The sequence below is a fragment of the Xanthovirga aplysinae genome (genome assembly GCF_009711365.1).
GTDB classification, from domain to species: Bacteria; Bacteroidota; Bacteroidia; order Cytophagales; family Cyclobacteriaceae; genus Xanthovirga; species Xanthovirga aplysinae.
On the sequence record NZ_SMMB01000713.1, the window covers coordinates 1 to 3,443 of the forward strand.

At 41.7% G+C, this 3,443-nt stretch carries 1 protein-coding gene; it reads left to right on the forward strand.

Features of this window, described 5'->3' with window-relative positions:
* On the forward strand, positions 1 to 3,443 hold a 3,443-nt coding region (locus tag E1171_RS04510), incomplete at both ends, for a LamG-like jellyroll fold domain-containing protein (protein ID WP_187696260.1).

Sequence of the window (3,443 nt, forward strand, 5' to 3'; positions counted from 1 at the left end):
TAAAACGGTAGGCAACAAAATGCAAGTGCATAAGGCTGGAAGCATGCTCGTGGAGACCACTATTCCAGACAACGACTGGCATCATTATGCCATTGTCTTTGCCAATACGGGAACCATTTATGTTGATGCTCAAATCGGAGAGGAATTTAATAATCCTGCTCCTACCAATTTGTCGGCTGCACCGGCAGGCAACGTATACCTCTTTGAGCTAAACTATGTCACAGGAAGCGAATACTGGCTGGATGAACTGAGGGTGTGGGACTGGAACCTGGAGGAAGCAAAAGCGAATTTGCCATGGTACAACAATGCCTATGTGGCAGGAGACGAAGACAAGCTATTGTTCAACTACCGCTTTGACATGCAGGACGATAAAAAAGTATTCAATATGACGGCCAGCAACAGAGGCGATAGCTACACGGGTGAAACCGACGGTACTTTGAACTGGGTGGTAAGCGAAGGCCAACAGATTAGCTTAGCGTACAAAAGCCTGACGAATGAAAATGGTGACTATACTATCCATGCCATTGACCATAAACAAAACACAGGAAACACTTTCGATGTGGTGCCTTTTAAGGCAATTCCTGGGTACCCTGACTTATTCCACAGATTTGATCCGGCAACTCATGCAATCAATCTGACATATCAAGCGGATGATAATGGAAAGTATCAAAAAGTACATGATATGATTGATATTTCACAGATGCCAATATCCGGAATGTTCTACTATCATGAGCCTAGTGAATCAAACCCAAGAATTCCAGCCCCTGAAGGAATTACCATGATGATTGATGGGGTACCACAAACTGAGGCCCAATTTTTAAGTGATCTCAATGGTAATTACCTCTTATATGCTGCCTTGGGGGATAAAGAATTTAAGGTAAGCAACCCCGAAATACGTTTTTATAGTACAGGTGCCCAATCTCTACATTTTGATGGAAACGAATCTTATGCCGCGGTAGCTAATATTCCTAATGCGAATGAAGGTATAGGAACCTGGACAGGATGGATAAAAAAATCAGATGCAAGCAATACCGACCAAACCATCCTAAATATTGGGGATGGCCTTGCTTTGGTACTAAACAGCAACCAAAACCTTGTGGTACAAGATTTGACTGGGAATAGTCAACTGATCAAAATAGAAGGCGCCTTAAATACAACCGATTGGGTATTTTTCGCACTTACCTATGATGGCAGCCAAGTAACTTTAAAAGCTGGAAACAGTGAGCAGGTGGTAGAGAATGCTGCTACATCTATTCCTGGCACTAAACTTTTATTAGGAATACAAGCAGAGGCTAACGCTGAAACAACAGCATTTACTGGTTACTTAGATCAATTAGAATACCGAAATGAAGCTTATGGCATCGATGAGATTGCTGATATTGAGGCTGGGCGTATTATTAACAAAGACGAGCAGTATTTACAATTGTCATACAGTTTTGCTGGACAAGATTCCACCTACAGGGCGATTAGCCGTGGTCCTAATGCTCATGAACGTGTAATGACATTACATGGAGCAAAGAAAACCCAGTTTACATCTCATAACTATCAAAAAGATTACCAAACAAACTACCTGCCTACCAATGTAGATGAATCACTGGGAGCAAATGTGGAGGATGAATCTTATAGCACTACTGTACTTTCTCCTAAAACCAATTTGGATTTTGAAATTACAAACCGTTATGGTCTTACAGGCCACATCCAAACTCCTTGTGGTTACGGTGCAGGAGCATGGGAAGGAACGGTTGAAAGAACAGATTTGCCAAAAGGGTACACCTTCAAAAAAGATATTATCGCTACTAATTTTAATAATGATAACACAGTGTTCCACATTGACGGTTTGGTTCCAGGTTCTTATAAAGTAAAATTAATAAATCAGGAGAATGGAAGAGAACTTGAGAACTTCAATACAATCAAGATAGACTCTGCAAATTATGTTTATGATTTCGAATGGAAAAATCCTTTGGAAGGAGCAATGAAGGTATACGCTGCCTCCAGTTCCGGGGCTTATGATTCCTTGTTGGCACCCCTGTCCTGTACTAATGGAATTTATGAATTAGAAAGTGGTGTTTCTTATGAACTGGAGCTACAATCATTTGAAATGTATGGCAATGACCAGTGTATGATTGATAACATTGAATACACTGCCAGTGGGGATTTAGGAGCTAACGCTAGCTATACTGGAGAGATTACCTCAGAAGGAACCACAAGGATGCGTTTCACAGCAGGTACCCCAAATTACAGCGACCCAACCACTCCCCGAAAGTTCACTGTGACCCTAACACGTACAGGGGGCATCGTAGAACAATATAGTGCCAATTTAAATGCCTTTGTCACGGGTAGTGAAATGTCAAGTCCTAACTTTACCATTGTCAACCCGGATATCATGACTGTATTGCACGACCCTCCTGGGGATAACAGTACTATTACCCTGAATGAAGGTACCTCTATTAGTCATAAAACCAGCCATTCCTTGACTGGGGGTGCAGACGCTAACTTTGGAGTGGCTTTCGGAAATGAATTCAATAACTCCGTACTTATAGGTGGTTTCGTCGGCGGTGTGATCAATCAACTTTTAAAATCGAGGATAGAGGTGACAATTTCAGCAAATGTGAAGCATACGGAAGGTGGTGAATGGGTAACTGAGCACAATTCTACTATTACAAGTTCGGTTACCACAAATGGAGCACAAGATATTGTTGGGGAAGATGCGGATGTGTTTATTGGCCGTGGTCAAATTATGACGATTGGTACAGGTAGGAAGGTTGAAGTGAATGCACAATGTGTACCTGAATTGAAACTTAATAGGGAAATCGTGAAGTTTGACTATACTACTCCTTTTTACTATACTGCCACAGGTATCAAAGGTGTATTACAAAATCAACTAGATATCATCAAAAACGACCCTAACTCTTCTTCAGAAGAAATTGCCGAGGCAGAAACAGAGTATAACAAGTGGATGAGCATACTAACAGAAAATTCAGAAAGAATTAGGAATATCGATAGTGCACCAACCTTTACTGATGCTTTCTTCTCCGGATACGAAGACGTTTCAGACCCGAATGATTTCAGTATCTCTGGTAGTGACCAATTCTCTTTCGGGGGGAAAGTTACTGTTGGCCTTGATGTGAACACCTCGAAATCGGACCAAAATACCTACAACAACTCCACGACCATAGGTACGGGTTATGAATCCAAATCAGATATCGCTGCCTTTGGTTTCCTTGCCCAATTGAAAACCTCTGTGAAACTTTCCGTAGAGCATAAATTCAGCGATGCCTACACCGACGGTAAAGTAAAGGGCTATAGTATCAAGTTACTGGACGATGAAATATATGACCACTTCTCTGTAACATGGAAAAAGGACCCTAAATACGGTACACCTATGTTCAGAACCTTTGCGGGCCAGTCCAAATGTCCTTTTGAGTCCGGTACGGAAAACAGGG